Here is a 22129-nt window from a genome sequence, read left to right on the forward strand (position 1 = left end):
TCACATGATAGCCAAATCATCTTCTGTATTTATTGGATCACTCAAAACCCTATCTATCCATTCTTGGGTGTCAGAGTTTACAAAAATAATCTTGCCGATAGCTGTGGAATCATTCTTCCAAATGTCTTTGCGCATTAGCCCCTTGTCTTTCCACTCTTTTAGATGTTCCAAGACCGAGTATCCTTTAGTCGCAAGCTCCACCAAATCCTCTACATCATTATTTTGTGCAGCGTGCGCAATCGTTACGACCGCAATCAGTGAAGTTGTTTCTGCTGGGCTGTAATCGCTTTGTAAGCTAAGAAGCGCAACACCAGCACCATATGGGGTTAATGTGCAGCCAATTCGTTTGGTTAACTCAGTTACCTGTTCGAGTTCTTTAGTGAATTTCTGGGATTTTTTAGATTTGGGAGGCGGCTTTTTTCTCTCAAGTATTGTTTCCTCAACACTGCGAAGATTGGAATCGGCTTCTGATTTGAATTTATTCAATAAGTGAAATCTAAGTTTAACACGATGTTCCGGGCCATGCTCATGACCCTTCAACATCGCCATGCGGTCTGCCAAAATGACACATCGTTCAATCGGTTCATCGAAATCTTTGCCGTTCTGGGTATTCATTTTTGTTGAAGAAAGCTGATCAATCGCGATTTCGCGATATCTCTTGAATTCATTGTAACAATCTTCGGGGCTTGAATTTGCATACATTTCTGAAATATACATTTGACGTTGTGCTTTTTTGCGAACCGCCATCCAAAACCAAACAATGACCACCACAACGGTGCATATTGCAATTGTCAACGGAAAGGACATACTATTACAACCCTGTAATTTTTTATAACCTATAACACATAGTTCATTCACCTCAATATGTCTGCATCTGGCACACAGCTGCCGTTAGTGTTCTTAAGCCAAATTTTAACTTAGGGCTCTAAGCAGAAATTGTAGCCACCTTGCAGACGAGAACTTTGAATGTCAGCTATGGAACATTACAAGGTAAACTTTTGTACTGCCGCCAATGTCCGCAATCCCCCCTTAGCTGAAGTTTTTCCTAACCTAAGCCGCATCAATTAATCTCCCAAACCATCGCGGCGTTAATCCCATAACCTTGGATGGCGTGAGCAATGCTGGGCGTTCTATCGTCTCCTGAGATCTCAATTAAATACTGAACGGCTCGCTTGGCTGTACATAAGTGAAACTCGACCAAGGCAAAGAAGGGGGCTTTCGTTTATGTGGTCTTCCAAGGGGCGGTGCATGGGTAAGCCAGCCAGCGCCCAGTTTTGTTTAGCGGTCGCAACACATAGTTCAATTAGGTCGCAAGTCTCGTCGCACAAAGTTTGCCGGATTGCAGTTGAACTAGGATCATATTGTTATCCTAACGCAGCCTAGAAAACTCAGTACTGGCTCATAAATCAGAATTAGGTATAATTATTTTTTGCGTCATAGTGGCATATTGGTGCAAGGCATCTCGCATAGAAATATAGACACAATCGATCCGCTGAAAATCAGAAATTTTTGTAGAGCTACCGGTTGAAGTTTGCATCTCAACGCGATGAAGTGGTCCGGCGCTTTTTTCCCCTGGAAAAGCAAATACGTTTCTAATTTTAGTTGGAGAATTAGCATCTGTATCTACAAGAATTCTAAGGGCCTTTTCATAAAATAATTGCTTTGAAATGTCAGGCCAACCAGGTGCTGAGCTGGCATTCTTTGCTGCATAGTATTTAGCGTCAACTATTGTATAACCGGAGGGGTCTTCAAGAATTAAATCCGTCTGCATGCCTCGGCTGCGTGCGTCGTGTGCACCATCATTTTTATGTATATAAACGGGTTTAGGCAGCTCACTGTTCCAATTACGTCGTTGGTCATGGGAGGAACGGACAATGACTTTTTGGAGAATCGTTTCCCAAACTGTATGAAAGTCGCTTACCCCAAAAACAAAAGAACCATTCGTTGAAGAGCGCGTTTCACTCAAATAAAACCTTAAATATTCTGCCAGAAAAACGGATCGAGATGAATATAAAGAGGGAAGTAATGCATCCAGTTTTCGCACCCAAATGGATTTAGGAAAAGAAGGGGTTTGGCATGATATCAGCTCATTTTTCTTAGCTTTTATTCCCAGTAGCCACCACCCATGAGTTGCGAGAATTTCTCGAAGCACAGCTGCTTGTATTTGGGCAAGAAGCGTTTTTGAAGTGTTGGTGGCTCGGCTGGAACAGATTTCTGTAAAGATTGGCTGATCCTTGCGGTTTGGCATGGCAATCTCACGCTTAATCGTTCTGACCCAATCTGGTTTACCTGAGTTTTTGGTGTGCTGGCGTGTCCGTTCTGAAAACAGTCCGTGATCTCGAAAGTCATCTGCTAGCCGCTTGATAACAGATAGTGCGCTTGGATTCCCAGCTTCACCATCATCATCAAATTCACGTTTTGAGGTTTCGTTGCCGAATCTTGCGAGCGCGCGCATGGTCATTGAAGCTGTCTGCAGGTCTTCACCTAAAACGCCTGTTCGTGCTTCTCTCGGTAGGAAAACAACCGCCCCATTTTCAGGGTGATGGACTAATCCGCAAAAATGGACAGTATCCTTTTCGTCTAAACGGCCTAAGCGCCAGTCGCGCATCGCCTCAATTACTGGGCGGGCTTGTTTATCGAGTGCAGCAATAGGGTCGCGATCTGAAAGGAAAAGTGGTAAATTAGTTTCCGACATTTTTATCGGTGCCTGCTTCGTCAGAAACCTCTATCGAGGCGACATTCAATGTGTTGAGAAAACTGTCCGACAAGAACCTGCTTCCATCTGCGGTTATCTTGGCCAAAGCCCCATATGTTTTGATTCTATTAGTATCGAAAATTCTGTCTCTACCTTCGTGTCGCAATAAGTCATCCCAAAGATAAAGCAGGACCTTTTCAGGAATAGTGGCCCCATCCAGTTCATTTTTTTTAACGAACCATTGTCCCAACAAGCGATCTTCTGAGATCGCTAAGGCGTGATTACTGATTAGGTGATTATTCAAAACCTTGACAAATATTCGCCATTCAAGGGTTTGTTTTTTATCAGCAGCATCAACATAAGCGATATTGCCTTCGGGACCAGACGTATAATCTAACGGCAGGTATTCTTGCCGCCACCTTCTTCTAAATGCCGTATCAATCGGGAAGACACCTTGGTCGGCACTGTTCATTGTTGCGTAAATGAAAAGATTGGAAGGGAGACTGATATGCTCATGCACGTTATTTATCTTCGTTCCGAACCAATTGCGACTTTCCGGTGAAGGAAAGCTAACAGTATAATCGCCAATTCCATTTTCATCTCGGTCCAATAGTAGAAATAAATCTCCAAAAACAGCCGCCGCTGTCGCGCGGTTTAGTTCTTCGATGACAAGATAGGCGGGTTCGCTTGGAGTTTGATAGGCTTCGGCCAATGCTTCCATGAAAGGACCAGGGGCGAATTCATAAAGAACATTGTCCCCATCCATATGAGGTTTAAGGCAACCAAAAAAGTCACTATTTTGAAGGTCTGGATGGAAGACTGTCCTTATAGCTTCTTTACCGGCCTTTTTGATAATTCCATCAACCTTGTTGGATTTTCCAGTTCCGGGGGCTCCATAGAATATTACGTTTTCCCCACCTTTAAAAGCTGCAGGTCCAAGCGAAGCTCCCAATTTGGGCCCTTCCTTTTTTTGCATTAAATCGCGTGCCATTAGCTCCTCAAATTCAATTGATTCAGCCATAGTAATTGCAAGCATTGCGCGGCGGTCAGCCGCATTCACCAGCCAACCGCCTGTTGATAAGATTGCGTTGTTTGACCAGTCAGTACGCTCTAAGGTTTTACCTACACCAGACCAAGTTTTATCACTTAGAAATCGAAGAAATCTTTCTTGTTCAATTTGATTGAGCTGCAGATCATCCTTGATCGCATTTTTAATTGAGGCAACATCGTTTGCGTGGAGCACTGTTTCCCAATCTGGATCAGGGAGAGGTTTGAATATTTCTTCTTTTGCACGGCCTGTCCTAGGTTTTTCGAAACCAAGTGCTTTTGCTAGTTCATGTAATTTTTTATAATATGGAATTATTCCATGAACATAAGGGCGGACAGCCCAACACCTAGGTATTTCTTGAGCGCTTATGGTGAGAAAATGCCCCTCTTTAGTTGTGATAACTAAAGCAGTGCCCCCAACGACTTCTGGTTTGTCATTTTTGTTAGCTGCCTTATACAAATCTAAAATTATATTCCAAATTTCGTTTGTTGGAGTATACGGTTCATGAAGTGGTATTTTCGATACCCGTTCTTGACTTGCATTTTGACAATCCTCCAAGTCGAGAAGAGTTTCAGGCATGCTATTTATCCAATCTTGGCTCAATATGCTGGTTGTTAATTCCTTGAGCATTTCACGAGGTGTGCTCGAATGTGTTTCGAAAATATTTGTTAACCGAGGAGCTAGTTCTTTTTTCCAGCCTGTTCGATTACTGTCGGTGAAATTATCAAACGCATCTCTTTCATTTTTAACTGTGTTTGCTGGAACGCCAAATTTGTGAGCAATTTCTTCAAACGCAGCGGTTTGGGTTTCGAAACCCAGTTCCACATGAGGTTCGCCTGATTGAGCCAGAAAGAAGCAGACTGTGTATAGGGCTGATTTAGAATCCGTCGGAAAATTTTGAGACATTACTTGAAGCCATAGAAAAAGAGAATCACCTTAAATTACAAATTTTTCATATGATGTACTATTTGATAATTAAACTCGAATATATTCAGTCGTTAATCTAAAAAATGAGTGTAAATAATTTTTGATTGCAGTGCAGAGGAATAGACGCACCAAAAAAGTCCGTGACTGACAGATATGGCTATGCGCTATTTAGGAAATTATGATTGCTGCTGCTTAACCTGAAATATAGGGTTTCATCTCTGAAACAATTGCCTCAATCACTGGGACAGAGACTGAGTTGCCAAATTGCCTGTAGTTCTGAGCGTCTGAAACTGCATCAACGTTGAACTCTTTTGGAAACCCTTGAAGCCGAGCGCATTCGCGCGGAGTTAATTTGCGCGGGTTCTTTCCAATGTCACTTTGGTCAATTAATATTTCACTACCGTCCTTATAATACCTTGCACTTATTGTGTTGGTGTAAGAACTGTCAGGCGTGAATACGCTATAGCCAAAGCCATTCCCCTTTCTTTTATGCTCTTGTAAACGCCTTTTATGGCCTGCCAAAAGTCTGTCAGAAATAGTGTACTTCGGATCAACTTCGGAATTATTTTCTAAGATATCACCGACCTTAGTTTTCGCCGTGATTTGCCCAAGGCGATCAAGAATTTCAGTGCTGATATCGGTTGCGCCTGCTTTGTTGACCTGATCCCGATCGAAACCGATGATATAAACGCGTTCGCGGTTTTGAGGAACTCCAAAGTTAGCAGCCTTCAGCACCTTGTAACCCACGCGATAATTTAGTTTGGTTCCAAGTGATTGTCTGGCTTCTTCGGACATTGGCACAGTCTCTGGAATATCAGGAGTTGCGCGGCCCTCAAGGATAGCCAAAATAGCCTTTAAAGTACGCCCTTTATCATGGCCTTTGAGCTGTTTTACATTTTCTAACAAAAAAGCTTTTGGGCGATGATGAGCAAGAATTCGTTGGATCTCAAAAAACATGGTTCCGCGGGTGTCGTTAAAGCCCTGCTTCAATCCTGCTTGAGAGAATGCTTGGCAGGGGAAACCGGCTAACAGCACATCGTGCTTTGGGATGTCTTCTGCTGCTATTTTCGTAATATCACCGTGTGGAATTTCGCCAAAGTTAGCTGCATAGGTTTTCTTAGCAAACTTGTCCCACTCGGAGGTGAATACACAATGTCCACCATGTGATTGAAATGGGTATCTAATACCTCCAATTCCTGCAAATAAATCAATAAACGTGAAGTCAGCCTGTGAAGGGGTGGAGCCATAAGGGCTTCGTAGAAGTGCTGTATCAGGAAGGTTTTCAATCTGCATTCGTTTGGCAGGGGTGGGGCGATGTTCACCCAATTCCCATCCTCGGACAGTGCGTTCACCTGCTTCTGGCATGCCAAGTAGTTCTGCAAAAGCTTTTTGAGTTAGGCCAAGCCCTTCACGCTTCGCCTGTACCCACAAACCATTATCCAGCATCTGATCACGCATCAAAATCTCCCTATCACTAGGTGGTTACTTTGTTCGCTAATCAGGGTCAACTACAGGATAAATAATTGAGGGGAATTATCCAATTTTCTTAGTTTGGCGAGATGATAATTGCGTGCTGGATGTGTGAGATAGAGTTACGTCCAGTAGTACGGTTCAATTACACCCTCAATAACTTCGTTGCGTGCTTGTAGTCGTTTGCGATGGTCAGTTTCGTTGGCATCTTTTGTAATATCTACGAAGTTACTGTTCGACTTGGTAGATGCCGTTTCTTTATTGGATTCAAAAGTTTCACCACTATGGTTAAAGGAAAACATACCAGCAAACCCTCGTCCTTGTTCAGTCTCGCCTTCCAAGCGCCATTGCCTAAGAGCGAAGGTAATCATAGCTTCTTCACGCAAGTCACATACAGTTTTTATCAAAGCAATGGAGGCATTTGGAGCGATCGTGTTTTTATTAAATCTGTTTCTAGTGGCTCCAAATCTTTTATCATTGCGTTCTTGAAGTGTTTTTACAAAATCTTGAGCCTTATTTATAAGGCTTGGTAGTTTTTCATTTTGTCGAAGTAACGTTATGTCTGCGTTTTTTAATTTATGTGCTTTTTTGTCTAGTGTGTCTTTGCCGGAAGAAATATTCAGGGCATGCGGTAGTAACATTAAGTTGCCAAGCCGCCGAATTTGTTGACTATCGCGATACGTTTTTACAGAGTGATCGTCCGCCTTTTGCGGCCAAATATGCTCTATTGATAAATAGTCATTGGTACGATCTGATTTTGCATATTTTGTCGATAGACGCCCAAAATCAAAGCTTTGGCGGTCAAGTAAGGATTCTTCAAAACAAGCAAGGAAGTATCGACGCCATGGCCAAGTATAGAAATCATAATTCGCATCATCATCTAGGGTTAGTGACTTTACAATAGTCGACAATCCATCTTTTTGTTCATTGGTGACAAGCTCCGTTAAATCCCCAATCAATTGTTGATCTGTTTGCTTAGTTCGAAAATAATCATAAGCAAGCGTATGAAGCCTGACATTGTAACTGTCTGAGCGTGCAGCTCGGTCTGGTAGACCATAAAGACGAAAATTTGTTTTTTCTATTGCAGTCAAAACAGGTGCGTCTTTGTGGTCATCCTTCCGCCTAAACTGTCGCGCAAAAATCAGCGGAAGAACACCTGTGATACTCTCATGATGATTAAGAAGTGTAAGCGCTCTCAATATTGGGTTTTTTGGGTCCGTATTACTTGCATTCCGAAGATTTTGATAGGTCTGAAAGTTGGCTTCCAAAAACTTTACAAAGGTTTGGAATTCTTCATATTTGTTTTCCTCAGCTGGTAATTCACGGGCCACAATTGTAAAATCAGTCTCCCCTGCATTTCTACGACCCGGTTTAAATTGAGCTACAACAGTGGCACGTAAAACAGCGTCAGTATCAGCGTCAGTGAACTCTGCATCTCCTGCAATTTGCTGAATTTTACGCCAAATTTCATTCACATTTGGCGATTTCCATTTGTTGACTGCCCCGACATAGATCAAATGGTTTTTAACCAAATCCATCTGGGTTAGAGGTTTGCCACGATTATTGATTGTTTCAAAAACCTTAGCGACTTCATTCTCATCTTGGAGGATGAAAAGGATAAACTTAAAATGCTTTTCTAAGAGCGTGAGCAGGTCCTTAGCGTCTGAGGTGTTATTTAAGATCCATTTATCTATCTGCTTAACTGCATCATCATAGTTTTGTTGAGCAATGGTTTTAATATCACTACGCAATCCGTTATTTAATAGATCTGTGTATGTTTCTGCATCCATGGACTGGGGAGTGAACCGGACAGAACCAAGAGTGCTTAGGAACGTTTTTTTGCCGATTTTTCGACAAAGACAAGAATGCAATAATGTTAAAGTTGTCAGGCGCTGTTGGCCATCAACCACATAAAAATCTTCCTGATTTTCATCGCGCATCGTGCAAATTATTGTTCCGCAGAAATGAGACGCGTTTGCATTTTCTTTCACGAGCAACGCAAGTTTGTCGATATCAGTTAATAGATCAGCTCTTTGGTCATTTTCCCAATTGTAGGGGCGCTGGTAATCGGGAATATGAAATTTTCGATTCTCACCGAATATTTCCGGAAAAGTCACCAAAGTAGCATCTGGTAAATTATCATATGAGTTCATTACAGACACCTCAATTTCTTTAAGATACTAGTCTAATTTACTTTTGTTATAGGAATGCCGTTATCGTAAGCATGAGGCAAGCGCATTTACGGTAACAATGAAATTATGTGCTCATTATTTCTACTCCCACCTATTAGTTGCAATGAATGAAATCTCAAAATCACTAAATTGGTCACGCCTCTCGCCCTACAAAAGACAAAGCAAAACAAGCACCCGTTGCGATATTGAAATTTAATGAGCTAATAGTAAACACTTCAAGCATGGTCTTGGTATCTAGAAGAACCCCTATGAAATTGATAGGCTGAACTCCAAATCACAACCAAACACCGGAAATACATGGCACGAATTTACCCTTCCAACGCTCTAGATGGCTGGCCTGCTTCGCGCCCAGCTATGCCCCATGGTCAAATTGCTGAACTGGAGACACTGGTTTTCCTTCGAGACAGTCTGCCCGCTCATTTTGTTGTTTTTCACAGCGTGCATTGGAATTTGCGACTGGGCAAAAGTTTGCATGCTAGAGAAACTGATTTTATCGTGGTCAATTCCAACGGCCGCTGTTTATTGATTGAACAAAAAATGGGACAATTAGTTGAGCGCGGCGGTGAGCTTTACAAAGAATATTACGGTGGCAATGTCAAAGATGTTGCAACACAGATTCACGATAGTCGCGATGGTATTCGCGGGCAATTTAAGAAACAAAATAAAGGCCATGACATACGCCTTGATTACCTGCTCTATTGCCCGAACCACCACATTCAATCGTTGAATGCATCAGCCATTGAACGTGACAATATCGTGGATGGGAGCAGACGCAGTCAGCTCGCTAAAACGATCACGGATAGATTAGGTGGCGCAGCTGATCAGTCAAACGATCTTGGCAAACAGGCTATACGTTTTTTCAAACAAACCATGACCATGTCACCCGATGTCTCATCGATGCAGGCACGACATGAAAATCGTTTTGTTGAACTTTCAGGTCAAGCGCTAGAAATTGTCGAATCTATTGAAATGACGCCGTTGCGGCTAAAGGTCAACGGAACGGCTGGGTGCGGCAAAACCCAAATGGCTATGCGTTTTTTAGAACGCGCTCTTGAAACGGGTAAAAAGCCTTTATTTGTTTGTTACAATCATTCTTTGAAAGACCACATCGCAACGTTGATGGATGAGCGGATTTCCATGAAGACAATGCATGGCTTAATCCATGAATTTTGCAGCCGTGATGATGTTGATATTGATTATAAGCCTGGCAACAAAACTAATGAAGAATGGCGTATGCTGATTGATGAAGTGGTTCTCAATACCAATGATGAACATGAAGAGTTTGACTTCCTAATTGTAGATGAAGGACAAGATCTTGGTATTGACGGGTTCGAGTTCATCAATCTTTTTATAAAAGACGATGCCGATATCGTTTGGCTGGAAGATCTAGATCAAAATCTAGGGCAATCTTTTGGTAAGCCCTTTCTAAGGGATGATTTTGTGAGCATCAGCCTTACAAGAAACTATCGAAGTCCTGTTTCTGTTTTTCAACTCATTGATCGGGTTTTCCCTGAGCGCACGACCCTTGGCAATTCCTTGCCCGGCTTGGGTTATGGCTTGCACGGCTACAAAAAAGCCGAAGATCAAATCTCGATGGTTGAAGCCATCATCAAGAAACACACTGCATCTGGCGCTAAACCGCAAGATATCGCAATCGTCAGTTTAAAGGGCATGGGCAGTAGTAGTTTCAAGGATATAGAAGAACTTGGCAAACACACCATTCGGCGCTTTAACGGACAATATGCTGAGGGTGAACAGGTCTACACACAAGGGGATATTACCTTTGAAACCATTCGAAGGTTCAAAGGCCAGCAGGCTCCGTTTGTTATCCTAGTTGATGTGGAACCTGATATTGACCGCTCATGGTCAATGAATGCCCTATTTTGCGGTATGACGCGAGCGACTATGCATCTGGATGTTGTCGGCAATGAAAAGAATGACTTTAACAAGGAAAATTTTAAGCTGTGATGAAAATCTACCTATTTTAAATTTGGCAATGATCTATGTAGGCCGAATCCACAAAATTTGGGTCTGGGCATTACATAAAAATTACCATAAACAATAAATGGCATGAGTAATAAAGTGGCGAATAATCAGTTAGTCCGTCCTCAGAGGGTTATGGATGGATTGCAGCTTAGATTAAGCGAGAGTTTGGCTCATTTGGTTTTATGCCATCAAGCTGCATTATTGGTCTGCTCAATAAATCTAAGGATGCAAACCATGGCCAGTGTATCAAGCTTGCAATATTCTAATAACGCGTTCCGTAATGCCTTGCGTTTTGTTTGATCAGTTTCGTCTAACATCTTTTTCCAAGCATCCATCGCCGAAGTGCCGTCAGCAACATCCATACCTTCATACGATAATTCAGGAACCACAATTGGAAGAACTTTTTTAATGGAGGTTGATCCGCCAAAACTACTATCGACATAGCCCGTTTTGAAGACATCCATTAGGTCTACAGTTCGATCGATTAAGTTGAATAAAAACTCTGCCTTGTCAGGATAGAGAGCAGCCATTTTCTTATTTTGACTGTTTTCAAAACCTTTGTTCCAAACAATGACGGAACCTGTGGGTCCGATTACATTTTGCATTTTCTCGATCAGTGCTAATGGGAGTTCTGGTTGGTTTGCCAAAAACTCATGATGTTCGATTACGCCATCCTCTTGCTGAACATGAAGAGAAAATTGGAAGGGTAACTGAGCTTGGGGACTAGTACCATCAACAATGGGAATTGCTGATGCATAGGTCTCGTAATCAAGGTGATAGAGCGGGTATGTGAGCACGCCTATGAAGTTTTCAATATCTGCTAAGTCTACATATGGTTCACCAGCTAAATGGGACTTCAAAACGGGGCGCTGTAAGCTTGTGACTTCGTCAATAGATATATCATTCAAACTGAACCGCCCTTCAGCAACAAATGCCTCCCGCTTTTTTGCTGACAACCGGGGCAAATTGTAAATTGATGGTTTGGGGATTTGTGGATTGAAATAGTCAAAGCTGTCGCAATGATGTGACTTGCTGAGATGCAAACAGGTACATCCAGTTTCATCGATCTTATCTAATTTTAAAAGTGATAATGCGTTGGCAATTTCATTTTCAGTTTCTGGTATTAGCGCTTTAACACGAACGGTAACGTCAGCAAACGTTAAGAACTCTGCTGGTTCGATCTTACCACGCCTTACATATTTACCGTTCAAATGGACGATGAGAATATTTCGTACATTCTTGCCTGTTTGTTTGGCTGCAATAGTTTGGAAGGCGGCGTCTTTTAGTTGATTGTGCGGATTATTATCTTTGACGCTTGTTGAAGATTTGATTTCGAATAGATCAATTGATCCATCTTCATTCTGTAAAACCATATCAGCTTTTGCATAAAGACCACCGTCAGTTTCAAATTCTTGCTGGAATGAGTAATGAGAAGTATTTGAAAAACTAGATATCAATCGCTGAACATAGGCTTCAACGAGATATCCTTCAGCAGCAAGCTTCTTGGCGTATTCAGAGAACTCACCATGCGGATATTGATCTGATTTATTCAACATCAGCCAAAGCGATTTAGAGCAATTTAAATATTGCATAAAATGCGTTTTACTGATGGTTTCGTTGTTCATTCGAAATCTGAAAACCGTGTCATCTTTTTCTAAGGGAAAATTTTTGTTAGTTAATTATAGATCATTATATTAACATTTAAAAATAACTCTAAATTTTACAAGCCTCACTGTCCGTCGTCAGGGTTTTTGGAACCAAGGTCTGCCTAAACTAAGAGAGAGTTCGGCTCATCTTGTTGGTTTCATTATGCGGCATATTGTCTGTGATGCAAGCGCCGCTGTTCGATCGTTTTCCGTTTGATCCTTTCGCGTTGTTGTAGAATGTCTTTGTCCCGTCCGAAGTAGACGTCGGCGGGTGTGACGTTGTTCAGGCTCTCGTGATAACGCTGATGGTTGTAATGGTCGATGAAGGCTTCGATCTGGGCTTCGAGATCGCCGGGCAGGAAGTAATTTTCTAGCAGTATGCGGTTCTTCAAGGTTTGGTGCCACCGTTCGATTTTGCCTTGGGTTTGAGGATGATACGGCGCACCTCGAGAGTGTTTCATGCCTTTGTCCTGCAGCCATTCAGCTAATTCCCCCGAGACGTAGCTAGAACCGTTGTCACTGAGGAGGCGAGGTTTGTGAACGACGTGGACTTGATCGCATCCTGATGCATCTAAAGCCAAGTCCAATGTGTCCGTCACGTCTTGGGTTCTCATGTTTGTGCAGAGTTTCCACGAGATGATGTAGCGGCTGTAGTCATCCAAGATCGTGCTGAGATAAAACCAACCCCAGCCAAGCACTTTGAGATAGGTGAAGTCCGTCTGCCAAAGTTGATTGATAGCTGTGGTCTTGTCTTTGAACTCGCTGGCGGCTTTTATCACGATGAAGGCTGGGCTGGTGATCAGATCATGGGCCTTAAGTATCCGATACACAGAAGCTTCTGATACAAAATAGCGCTCTCAGTCTGTGAATGTCACCGCAAGCTCCCGTGGTGATAACTCTGCTTCCTTTAATGCAAGTGTGACGACCTTCGCACGCACCTCGTCTGGGATACGGTTCCACACGTGTTTTGGTTTGGGGGATTGATCTTGCAATCCAGCCTCACCACGTTGCAGATACCGATCATACCAACGGTAGAATGTGGTGCGGGGAATGCCCAGCTTGGCCAGTGTCTGACGCGTTGACAGATGTGACCCTTCGACCAGATCGATGATCTCCAGCTTTTCAGATGCAGCGTACCTCATTCGTGGTCGCCCCCATCCCCTGTCATGCTTTTTTTGAGAAGGCGCAATTCCAGCGTCTGCTCGGCCACAACTTCCTTCAGATCATGCGCTTCACGGCGCAAGTCTTTGACCTCGTCCGTCGTGGCTGCACGCACTGTATCACCGGCAAGCCGCCGTTTGCCAGCTTCCATGAAATCCTTGGACCATTTGTAGTAGATGCCCTGAGAGATGCCCTCACGTCGACAAAGCTCAGCTATGCTGTCTTCGCCACGCAACCCGTCCAAAACAAACCTGATCTTCTCTTCGGACGAATAATGCTTGCGCGTCGCACGTTTGATGTCTTTGACTATCTTTTCGCCAGGGCTTTTACGTGTTCCAGTTGTTTGTCTCATCTTCCACTCCTCAGTGGTTACGATGAGCCAAGAACACTCTCTTAGCAATTTACCCTATTTGGACCCATAGGCGCTGACGTCAGACAATTTAAATTAATTTATGGGGGCTATATATTTAGCTAGCCATTAGCCTTTTATGTTGAAATTGGGCGGCATTGAGCCGCCCATGACAGGGAACAGAAGGATAGGTCAGCTCCTATCTATTAATGTTGGCGATAATCTTTCTATCGCGAGCTGGGCCACTGACGGTGGAATTTCTTTCTTACCTTTCAAATAGTTTTTGAACTTCCCGCCATCTAAATAAGTTTCCTGAAGCCAACGGCGATATTCACCCAATGCATCAAGTGGATAACAGTTTGCTATCTGAGGGTTGGATCTAGCTTGCGGGTGGTCTTTTGGATAGCGGTGGGGAAATTTTTCTCTATCACCGAACCTAGTGTTGAAATCATTAGCGTCCCAATGCTTCGCCCAATGTTGACCTATAGAAATATCAGGCACCATTTTTTCGCCTATATCAGCTCCCGCCATGATTAGTTCATAAAGTACAGTATGAGCCTCATTGAAAATACTAAAATAACCATTCGGAGCGCTTTTATGGTTTAGCTCGATACGTTCGTGCCACTTACGAAGCGGCTCTTCTATAGAACCCGTCTGGTCATATCCAACTTGACTGTAAATTAACTCTCGAAGTTTGGAACCCGCGAGAAGTCGGAAATTTTTACGAGCTTCAGGTCTTATATTGTTGCCAGCATCAAGTGCATAATATTCAAGTATTGCGAGAGAAGCTTCTGCGGGGTAACAAAAATGAGTAATCCCTTTGTGGGCCACCTCTATATGCGGGAGATCTAGTTCAACTCCGCCCTCACTCAAAATACCCTTAATGGTTGTTATCCGAGGCTTCTGGACTTCGTCAGTCCATTGGCTACTAATTGTGCCTATGTGCGCGTTTTGAACGCCACAAAGAGCGGCAAGGCCTCGTTGATTGAGGTAGGGAGTACCATCTGAGAGCACGCCCATTCCGATGCCCTCTACATCTCTTTCTTTGTCAATACCTAAGTCTAAAACACCTTGTTCTTTGGTGATTTCCTTTTTGCCTCGAACTCTAGCTAGTCTATTGATTTTTCTATCTAAAATAGTGATTTCCTTTCCTTCTTCTTTGGGGGCGATGGACCCAACTACATCATCAAATGTTCCGTCGATTGGCGCAATCATGCCCTTTTTCTTATCCATTTATTAGTTCCTTATATGTGAGGCGCTGGCCTCCCATTCGAGCAATGGTTGCGCCAATAAAATCCATTGTTCCAAAATTCGAAGTGTTGTGGCGGAATGAAAATTCATTCACGTAGCGGTGTAAGTGCTTTGCACTCATAAAGTGATAGATGCCGATGTAACCGCGCTTAAGCAGTGACCAGAAGCTTTCGATACCGTTTGTATGCGCCATTTCTTTTACATACTCACCAACAGAATGATTGATGGTGATGTGCTTATAGCCACGGTTTGAAAGGCCACGGTAAGCTGGAAAGTTATCAGTCACAACCGTTGCGCCCGATGGTGCGTGTTGCATCACAAAGCCCTGCAAAGCCGATGCTTTGGTATTATTGATTGGCAATGCATAGACGTTGCCAGTTTGATCGCGCATACCAACAACCGCCGTTTTACCAACAGCACCACGGCCCGCTCTCAATTTATTAGATGAATGCTTATTAGCTTCTTTCCCGCCAATGTATGTTTCATCCACTTGGACGTGACCATCCATATCGTTGTCAGAACCGCTCTTCATCCAAGTTTCACGGATGCGCTGAGCGAGGAACCAAGCTGATTTTTGAGTAATACCAAGTTCGCGGGCCATTTGAGTGCTAGGGATACCCTTGCGAGCGCTTGTAAGCATGAAAATGGCTAGCAACCACTTTTGAAGTGGAAGGCGGCTTTCAGCCAATACAGTGCCAGTACGAACGCTAAAATGCTTGCGGCACGATTTGCAGCGATAAGCCATAGGCTTGTGGTCTTTACACTCTGATACATCTGTAGAACCGCAATGACCGCAAACAGCCTCACCACCCCAACGTTTACCTTCAAAGTAATGACGCGCTGATTCCTCATTGGGGAATTTTTGGAAAAACTCAAACTTAGATAGGGTGTCAGTCATTAGTATTGCTCCTTACAACACTAATGTAAGATAACTAGCCAAACATTTCAAGTTATTTTTGGCTAGTTAAGTATGTATCCCCCTAATTTATTATATTCCAATAATGTCACCAAGCACACAATGGAGCGTCTTTCGGTATTATGTTTCAAATAATTAGTATTTTAAACTGGTTGGTTGTGTCTGCTAATATTAGGTTTGATGGCTTAGTAACTTGTTTTCATGGTAATTTGTTGAAAACCAAATTTGTTGGTCTTTTTGTTGGTTCTTTCCAAAATCGAATTAAGAAAATTACATAAATTCAAAGCACTATGAAAAACTTTCGATTCCGGCGGGGGCCATGATTTTCGGAGAGATAGCCGAAAAATTGATCCAGTGAATCAATTTTAGAAAATCATGCCAAGCAGCAAAGCTACGCGGCAGTTGCTGCGTGTTTAATAGTGAGATTTTATGCGAAAATGGTATTCTATGATCAATACATTTCAGCGCGGACCTCTTCGTTAATCTCCTCAGCCATCCTCAGCCATGAAATTAAATCTTTATCCAAGAAACCTGACTCATCATATGACAGAACCCGCTTCAAATGGTTATTGAGTATTAACGCGTCCTCACTTCTGAAAAGTGATGCCGACGTCCATTTTACAGGTTTTTCTGCAAGATATATTTGACCATCTTCGTGAATTTAGCAACGCAAGACATGCCGTCATCACCCCATTTCCCAAAATTTCGACGCACGTAGGAATTTGAACCTTCTGGTGTCCATGAAACTTCATGAGGGCAGTTTTCTTTTAACCAAGCCGCAAAAAGATCGATCGCTCTCTTAAAGTCTTCCTCATGTGCTTGATCATCCGCTCTTTTTGTAGATCTTTCGTTAGCACTTACCTGTAGTCGAATAAGTTCAGTATTGGCTTTCATATCCTCCGATTGAGCCTTTATCAGTTCAATCTCTTGAATGTATATTTCTTTAGTCGCACGCAATTCATCACGTTGTGCCTGAAGCTCCTTAGATTGAATAAGAACGGCACCCGCGAGCTAAATAAAAGCTAGGGGCGCAAAAGCACCAGCAAGATAGTCACCTAATTCATTGGCGTCTAATTCAGCTAGGAAGCGATCCAAAAATGGTTCATGCCCGTTCGGCACTATCTTGAACGTGAAATAACCAAGTGCGATCAACCATCCGATGGTCAACAACACGAGAACTATAAATGTTACTGAGCTACTTCTCTTTTCTTCGTTCAATGAGTGTCCAGTTTCATAGGTAGCGAGATGGCTTTAATCAAAAAGCCGCTCTAATTCTATCGTTGCATGTACCCAGACGGGCTCTTGCCCTTTTTCGGCATGGCTTTTGATGTCTTCACGGAATTCTTGGACAAATTCTTGAGTATAACCATACGACCGCTTCAATAAGCGTTTCGCTTTTTTCTCATCAATCAAATCTGAGCGGGTCATTTCGTATAATCTTGTCCAGAAGTATAGAAAGACGGTGAGTGCTTCATGTTCGGTATATGCACTACTTGAATGGGTTTCATGAAAATGTGCTTTGGTCGGTTCAAGATTTAATTCAGCTGGACTCACGAATGTCTTTAAAAGCTGCGTAGGGTCTGTCTCATCGATCAGCCAGCCGCGCCTGATAGCCTTCCTGTACTCTTCGCGTTTTTTCTTGGGTAAGTAACGCCATTTCAGCGCAATTCTTGTTATCGGTAATACGACCCTTCGATAATTATCGGCTGAATAGTATTCGTTGTATAAATCAGCAACGCGCGAATGGCGATCAATTCTTCTTCTTATGAAGGCCACCACAAAGGAATTTAATAATGAAAATATCCCGAGAATGATTGTGATAGAACCAATCAATAAAGTCGGTTGATCAAATGACATCGCGTCCCCCTAATTAATAGTTTAATTCGTAACATTGGCTATGCGGGAGATCAATAAAGCCTATCACCACGCGATTTATTAGAGAAGAAGGGTGCAAACAGTTTTAGAAAATCCCGAAAGGCGCAGCGAAGTTCTTCCTGATTTCGCCATTGAGACTCATTTAATAGGTGGCGAAAAAAAATCCTAAAGACGAAAAAATGAAGCTCATTTTAAACTTGCTTGTTCGACCTCAATTTTCCGAAAGCCAACATTCGATATGGAGTTGCAATACTCCTCTCGAATGACAATAACGCAGACTTAATTATACCTGAAGTCAGCAAGCCCGTTATGGCTGATGTACTATCGTCGTTTAATAGCATGAGCAGACTATTAGCACTTGCCTATTTTCTTACGATTTATACGATCGCCATATTCATCAAACTGAAAGCGAAACTTCGTTCCGCGATAGCATCCATCAGCAAAGAAGCTGACACCGCGTACGCCTCTTTTTTCAAGGCGTTTTTTAATGTCTGCAACAGGATGTGACCGACATAGTCCGCGATCAACATCATTCAAAACATCACCGTATTGAGAAAGCGATAGTTCATGCTGACGACCATTCAGGCAAGCATCTACATTAAATTTATAACTGGCGGTTTTTCCTGCCCTCACAATGCGAATGCGTTTAAAACCTTCTTTGTGCAGATGTTTTGTGACATCTTTTTCAGACAAGGATACAGCACAAGGGCCTAAAGGATTGCGCCCTTTCAATTCGCCAAACCGGTTTAAAACAACCTCGAAGCGTCGATTGTTTTGGCAGGCTTCCGCGCGATACCCGGGCAGCTTCCGGTCAAAGACATAAATACCATTATATCCGCTATTTTTGAGATGTGCTTCGATATGCGCCGGATTGAGGGGCTGTGCGCATTGACCAATCTTCCTTTGTCGCTTTATCTCGCCAAAACGAGTAAGAAGAAGTTCGACCCGCTGGCCATTCTTGCAAGCGTGCGCCGCATACCAAGGCAATTGCCGATCTTTGAATATGACCCTGTTGTAGCCTGCCTTATTCAAAAGTGGACGAATATCACTTGGTTCAAAAATGCGATCGCATTGTCCAAACCCACGCCGTCGTTCAACTTCACCAAATTGATTGACGACCAATCGAACACGTTCACCTTTCAAGCAACCAACGGCAACATAATATCCATTCTGCTCATCAAGGGAAAAACGCTCTAAACCTAATTTAGATAACCGTTGCCCAATCGCTTTGCCTGACAAAGTTGAACGACATTTACCAATCGGTCGTGCTGATTTTAAATTTCCGCGCGCACCAAGCTTAACATCAAAACGTTTGCCACTCTTACAAGCGCGCGCTTTTATAGACTTAAAACCCTGATGATAAATCTCAATCTGATCATATCCATTAGCAACAAGACTACGTTTTGCAGCCCCTGAAGAAGCGCCAATCTGAAATTCAACTTTTTGTGCCGATACTTCTTGCGGTGAAAATGTAAAGCCTGCCAAACCAAGGGCAGTAACGACCACTGGCAGCACATGTCCTCGGATTTTTTTTGAAAAAAGCATAATACCCTCTCTGAAACATAGAATACTAAGTTCCGATGGTGTCGATAAAATGTCAACAACACTCAGATGCGTGTCAGGTGGCAATGAGGTGAAAATTATTTCTTCATCCGATTGCAAGCTTAGAAAAAACGCTGTGTTTCGCCGAGCGCATGCATGTTACATTTATCTAAAATCGTGTTACTGTGCTATAAAAATAGAAGGATTTTTCGATGTTAGGTTCATTTTTCTCACGCTTTCGCGTCCTGATTGTTCTGCTCGCAGCAACAATTTCTAGTCAAGTTTACGCAAAAGATACGCTTGAGATTGGATATATGCCGATCTTGCCGGTCTCGCAGTTATTTGTTGGCTTGGATCAAGGGTTTCTGGATGAGCTCGATGTTGAACTGAAGCTTGTCCAATTTCAAAATGGGCCAGCAATGGTTCAAGCAATACTGGGTGGTCAGCTTGATGTTGCTCATTTCGGTATTGGCCCTGCCATGGTAGCGAGAGGGAAGGGTGCGGATATCAAAGTCGTTGCGTCTTCGATTGTAGAGCAGATCAGCATCGTTACGCTTGGAAAGCTTGCTCCGTATTTTGAAAATGGCGATCATAAAACCGCTTTTGCACGGTTCAAAGCTGATACGGGTAGAAAACCGGTTATCACAACTTTCCCTGTTGGCTCTGTGCCGGAAACTGTTCTGCAATACTGGCTACGTAAGCAGTTGGGCATTGATCCAAATGAGATCGACATCATTTATCAAGGTGCCGCACAAGTTCAACAGGCTCTTTTGACTGGAGCAGTGGATGGTGCCGCTATTCTCGAGCCAGCTGTTACAATCGTCACATCGAAAAACAGTGATGCAAAAGTTGTGGCGCGGGGGGCGGAACTCTTTCCACGTCAACCTGGTGCAATCCTTGCTGTGCGCGAAGGGCTGATCAACGACAAGCCAGATTTGGTAAAAACGCTTGTTGCTTCTCATAAAAAATCGACCCAAATGCTGAATAATGAAGATGCATCGACTGTGAAAGCGGTACAGAAATATGTTGGCGGCGGTCGCCTATCCGAAGAATTGATCAAAAAAGCGATCGCAGGCTCAAAAGACAATTTCGTCGCTGACCCTAATTTTATCTTGGATGGCACCCGCACGATGCACGATTTCCAAGAGGAAATTGGTACTTTGAAAGCTAAAGTCGATATAGATGCCTTGTTTGATCTGTCTTTTTATGAGGCTATTAAATAAGACGACGTCTAATCGGGGGCATATCTTTGGATCGTCTAAAATCTTTCAATATTAGAAAGATTGGGCTTGGCCTTTTGGGCTTAGTGCTTTTCATTGGCCTATGGAAAGCCTCGCACTCCTTTGAATGGTTTCGGCGTGGGACTATGCCGGACCCGTTTTTAGTGCCGAGCGCCATGAGGGATGAGATCGCATCGGGCCGATTTTTCCCAGCTATCGGATCAAGCCTCATCCATTACTTCTGGGGACTAGGACTTGGTACATTTCTTGGCATTATTGTTGGCGCAGGCGCGGCAACAACGCGATTTTTGGATGAGCTTCATGTTTATTTAGCGCGTATTCTACGACCAATTCCACCGCTCGCTTGGGTCGTCTTTGCAATCGCCTGGTTTCAGGTAAGTCATGCTGGTGCCGCGTTTGTTATTGCCATTGGTGTGTTCTGGGTAAATTATTTTGCAACCTACAGTGGGGTGCGAAACGTTGATCCGCGCTACTATGAATTGGCTAAGGCTTTTGGCCGAGATGGATATTTAAATCGTACGTTTAAGGTAACTTTTCCAGCCGCAGCGCCGGGGGTGTTAAGTGGTGCACGTACAGGGGTTGGGCAAGCTTGGATGACATTGATCGCCGCAGAACTTTTGGGTGTGCCTGGCATGGGACAAGAAATGAATTCTGCAGCAGGCGTCGGTGCTTATGAGGCCGTTGTGGTTTATATGTTGGCAATCTCGGCCGTCTATGCCGTATCCGATATGATTTTTGCTGCTATTGAGAACTGGATTTTGCGTTGGCGCCCATCATCACAATAGAAAACCTTGGTGTACATTATCCCGGAGCGGATAATTGGACGCTGAAAGACGTGTCACTCGAAGTGCAACCAAATGAGTTCGTCGCTTTGGTCGGTGGTTCAGGTGTCGGTAAATCGACATTGGTGCGGGTTATAGCCGGACTTTTAGAACAGACTGCAGGCAATATCTCAGTGAATGCAGAAAAAGTGCCTGGGGAGCGCCGACGCTCGCTCGTTTTTCAAGACGGTCGCCTGATGCCATGGCGCAATGTGTATAATAATATAGCCTACGGGTTGGAAGGCTTGACCATCAGCCCTGAAGAAAAGGCGTCTCGTATTGAAGAAGTCTTGACGCTTACCCAACTCAACGATTATGCGGATCGTTGGCCTCATCAGCTCTCTGGTGGGCAAGCCCAACGTGTTGGCATTGCGCGCGCTCTAGCGGTAAAACCTGCTGTTTTACTTATGGATGAACCTTTCAGCGCAGTAGATGCTCTCACACGCCATAGCTTGCAAACTGAACTGGCACTGATTTGGCGGCAAACAAAAGCTGCTGTTATATTTATCACGCATGACATTGATGAGGCGCTGTATCTGGCTGACCGTGTGATTGTGCTGGGTGGACAACCAGCCGGTATTGTTGAGGAGACAGTGGTCTCAGTGCCACGGCCGCGTGATCGGCGCGATATCATATTACGCGACGAAGGCTATCGCTTAATCGAATTTTTAGAGTCCTAAATGACCGGTTTAATTATCCACGCTCCAACTGAGGGCGCATTGAAACGTGCGCGATCCAACTACCGCAATTATCGTAAGTTGAATCCAGATGGTGAGATTGTCATTGTGGCCAATGGGCCAGCAGCAAGAACTGTTGTTGACGTGCCAGATCAGGAAACGGATGGCGCTTTACTGCTTTGCGAAAATAGCTTGATCGCCCAAAATCTCAAAGCGCCGCCTTATATAAAAACAATTCCCGCAGCAATCGTTGCGCTTGATGAAATGCAGATTGCCGGTTGGCGCTACGTGCGAGCATAGAGCAGCTTCTAAGCTGCACGGACGGTGTTGAT

Annotated in this window: 17 protein-coding genes and 1 pseudogene; 5 read left to right on the top strand and 13 right to left on the bottom strand. The window is 43.5% G+C overall.

The features are described 5' to 3' along the window. From ABJ081_01285 to ABJ081_01305, 5 genes are all read right to left on the bottom strand, one after another. A complete protein-coding gene (locus ABJ081_01285; GenBank protein MEP6355297.1) occupies positions 1 to 807 on the bottom strand; it encodes a hypothetical protein in 807 nt (268 codons plus the stop codon). Positions 808 to 1399: 592 nt separating this feature from the next. Continuing rightward, a complete protein-coding gene (locus ABJ081_01290) occupies positions 1400 to 2608 on the bottom strand; it encodes an LlaJI family restriction endonuclease (GenBank protein ID MEP6355298.1) in 1209 nt (402 codons plus the stop codon). 73 nt (positions 2609 to 2681) lie between these two features. Continuing rightward, on the bottom strand, positions 2682 to 4649 hold the full coding sequence (locus ABJ081_01295) for an AAA family ATPase (GenBank protein ID MEP6355299.1): 1968 nt from the start codon (positions 4647 to 4649) through the stop codon (positions 2682 to 2684). 213 nt (positions 4650 to 4862) lie between these two features. Continuing rightward, on the bottom strand, positions 4863 to 6128 hold the full coding sequence (dcm, locus tag ABJ081_01300) for a DNA (cytosine-5-)-methyltransferase (GenBank protein ID MEP6355300.1): 1266 nt from the start codon (positions 6126 to 6128) through the stop codon (positions 4863 to 4865). A gap of 134 nt (positions 6129 to 6262) precedes the next feature. Next, positions 6263 to 8293 carry a DUF262 domain-containing protein gene (locus tag ABJ081_01305; GenBank protein MEP6355301.1) on the bottom strand — a complete coding sequence of 677 codons (2031 nt, stop codon included), beginning with the start codon at positions 8291 to 8293 and terminating at the stop codon, positions 6263 to 6265. Positions 8294 to 8629: 336 nt separating this feature from the next. Between ABJ081_01305 and ABJ081_01310 the strand changes: the two genes are divergently transcribed. Then, on the top strand, positions 8630 to 10300 hold the full coding sequence (locus tag ABJ081_01310) for an AAA family ATPase (GenBank protein ID MEP6355302.1): 1671 nt from the start codon (positions 8630 to 8632) through the stop codon (positions 10298 to 10300). A 206-nt stretch (positions 10301 to 10506) separates the two neighbouring features. Here ABJ081_01310 and ABJ081_01315 read toward each other — a convergent pair whose 3' ends face one another. The 8 genes and pseudogenes from ABJ081_01315 to ABJ081_01350 all read right to left on the bottom strand — a co-directional run bounded on the left by ABJ081_01315 (position 10507) and on the right by ABJ081_01350 (position 19061). After that, positions 10507 to 11943, bottom strand: a complete 1437-nt coding sequence (locus ABJ081_01315) for a DUF2779 domain-containing protein (GenBank protein ID MEP6355303.1) — start codon at positions 11941 to 11943, stop codon at positions 10507 to 10509. Positions 11944 to 12125: 182 nt separating this feature from the next. Next, a pseudogene (locus ABJ081_01320) lies at positions 12126 to 13477 on the bottom strand (IS3 family transposase). Between the two features lie 189 nt (positions 13478 to 13666). After that, positions 13667 to 14707 carry a hypothetical protein gene (locus tag ABJ081_01325; GenBank protein MEP6355304.1) on the bottom strand — a complete coding sequence of 347 codons (1041 nt, stop codon included), beginning with the start codon at positions 14705 to 14707 and terminating at the stop codon, positions 13667 to 13669. Further along, positions 14700 to 15629 (bottom strand): IS1595 family transposase, encoded by a 930-nt coding sequence (locus tag ABJ081_01330; GenBank protein MEP6355305.1) that lies wholly within the window; start codon positions 15627 to 15629, stop codon positions 14700 to 14702. The genes ABJ081_01325 and ABJ081_01330 overlap by 8 nt, the downstream gene beginning before the upstream one ends. A 630-nt stretch (positions 15630 to 16259) precedes the next feature. Next, positions 16260 to 16598, bottom strand: coding sequence for a hypothetical protein (locus ABJ081_01335; GenBank protein MEP6355306.1), 339 nt, complete (start codon positions 16596 to 16598; stop codon positions 16260 to 16262). A gap of 54 nt (positions 16599 to 16652) precedes the next feature. Next, positions 16653 to 16859 carry a hypothetical protein gene (locus ABJ081_01340; GenBank protein ID MEP6355307.1) on the bottom strand — a complete coding sequence of 69 codons (207 nt, stop codon included), beginning with the start codon at positions 16857 to 16859 and terminating at the stop codon, positions 16653 to 16655. Positions 16860 to 16892: 33 nt separating this feature from the next. Beyond that, positions 16893 to 17498, bottom strand: a complete 606-nt coding sequence (locus tag ABJ081_01345) for a hypothetical protein (GenBank protein MEP6355308.1) — start codon at positions 17496 to 17498, stop codon at positions 16893 to 16895. 369 nt (positions 17499 to 17867) lie between these two features. Continuing rightward, positions 17868 to 19061, bottom strand: a complete 1194-nt coding sequence (locus tag ABJ081_01350) for a hypothetical protein (protein ID MEP6355309.1) — start codon at positions 19059 to 19061, stop codon at positions 17868 to 17870. A gap of 209 nt (positions 19062 to 19270) precedes the next feature. Here ABJ081_01350 and ABJ081_01355 point away from each other — a divergent pair, with 209 nt between their 5' ends. The 4 genes from ABJ081_01355 to ABJ081_01370 are packed head-to-tail and all read left to right on the top strand — an operon-like array spanning position 19271 to position 22097. Further along, complete coding sequence (locus ABJ081_01355; protein MEP6355310.1) at positions 19271 to 20281, top strand: ABC transporter substrate-binding protein; 1011 nt, start codon at positions 19271 to 19273, stop codon at positions 20279 to 20281. 26 nt (positions 20282 to 20307) lie between these two features. Next, entirely contained in the window at positions 20308 to 21084 is a 777-nt protein-coding gene (locus tag ABJ081_01360) for an ABC transporter permease (GenBank protein MEP6355311.1), read from the top strand. Then, positions 21063 to 21800 carry an ABC transporter ATP-binding protein gene (locus ABJ081_01365; protein ID MEP6355312.1) on the top strand — a complete coding sequence of 246 codons (738 nt, stop codon included), beginning with the start codon at positions 21063 to 21065 and terminating at the stop codon, positions 21798 to 21800. Before ABJ081_01360 ends, ABJ081_01365 begins: the two co-directional genes overlap by 22 nt. Continuing rightward, complete coding sequence (locus tag ABJ081_01370; GenBank protein ID MEP6355313.1) at positions 21801 to 22097, top strand: hypothetical protein; 297 nt, start codon at positions 21801 to 21803, stop codon at positions 22095 to 22097. The last annotated feature ends 32 nt before the right edge of the window (positions 22098 to 22129 follow it).

The sequence above is a fragment of the Hyphomicrobiales bacterium genome (genome assembly GCA_039989895.1).
In the GTDB taxonomy this organism is placed as follows: domain Bacteria; phylum Pseudomonadota; class Alphaproteobacteria; order Rhizobiales; family JACESI01; genus JACESI01.